At 68.6% G+C, this 1,246-nt stretch carries 1 protein-coding gene; it reads right to left on the reverse strand.

What is annotated here, in order from left to right:
• Positions 1–26 precede the first annotated feature (26 nt).
• The coding region (locus ACIP67_RS43350; protein ID WP_401700249.1) for an FAD-binding protein at positions 27–1,246 on the reverse strand (1,220 nt) is incomplete at its 5' end.

Below are 1,246 nucleotides of genomic sequence, written 5' to 3' on the forward strand. Positions count from 1 at the left end.
CTCGGTCTCGGTTGCTGAGTGGCTCATCAGTACTTACGCTCCATCGGCTGGTAACGGGTCACGACGACGGGCTTGGTCTCGAAGCGGATGCCCTTGACGCCCTCCATCTCCGCGGTCTCGTCACGGTAGATCATGGTGTGCGCCATGAAGTTCTCGTCGTCGCGATCGGGGTAGTCCTCGCGGTAGTGCCCGCCGCGGGACTCCTTGCGGCCCAGGGCCGCGAGGGTCATCGCCTCGGCGATGTCCAGGAGGTAGCCCAGCTCCATGCCCTCGAGCAGGTCGAGGTTGAAGCGGTGGCCCTTGTCCTGGACGGACACGTTCTCGTAGCGCCCGCGCAGCTCCTCGATCTTGGCCAGTGCGCGGCGGATCGAGTCCTCGTCGCGGAAGACCTGCATGTCCGCGTCCATGGACTCCTGGAGCTCGGCGCGGATGTCCGCGACGCGCTCGGAGCCGGTGGCGGAGCGCAGGTTCTCGATGTGCTCCACGGTCGGCAGCTCGCCGCCCTCGGGCAGCTCCACCCAGTCCGCCTGCGCGGCGTACTCGGCGGCGTAGATGCCGGCGCGGCGGCCGAACACGTTGATGTCCAGCAGCGAGTTGGTGCCCAGGCGGTTGGACCCGTGCACGGACACGCAGGCCACCTCACCGGCGGCGTACAGGCCCGGCACGATGGTGTCGTTGTCCTGGAGGACCTCGGCCTTGATGTTCGTGGGGATGCCGCCCATGAAGTAGTGGCAGGTGGGGAACACCGGCACCGGCTCCGTGTAGGGCTCGACGCCCAGGTACGTGCGGGCGAACTCGGTGATGTCCGGGAGCTTCTCGTCGATGTGCGAGGGCTCCAGGTGCGTCAGGTCGAGCAGCACATAGTCCTTGTTGGGGCCGGCGCCGCGGCCCTGACGGACCTCCTCGGCCATGGACCGGGCCACGATGTCGCGCGGGGCGAGGTCCTTGATGGTGGGGGCGTAGCGCTCCATGAAGCGCTCGCCGTCCGCGTTGCGGAGGATGCCGCCCTCGCCGCGCGCGGCCTCGGAGAGCAGGATGCCCAGGCCGGCCAGGCCGGTCGGGTGGAACTGCACGAACTCCATGTCCTCGAGCGGCAGGCCCGCGCGGTAGGCGATGGCCATGCCGTCGCCGGTGAGGGTGTGGGCGTTCGAGGTGGTCTTGTACACCTTGCCGGCGCCGCCGGTGGCGAAGATCACCGACTTGGCCTGGAAGACGTGGATCTCGCCGGTGGCCAGCTCATAGGAGA

This window comes from Streptomyces sp. NPDC088812, assembly GCF_044750285.1.
In the GTDB taxonomy this organism is placed as follows: domain Bacteria; phylum Actinomycetota; class Actinomycetes; order Streptomycetales; family Streptomycetaceae; genus Streptomyces.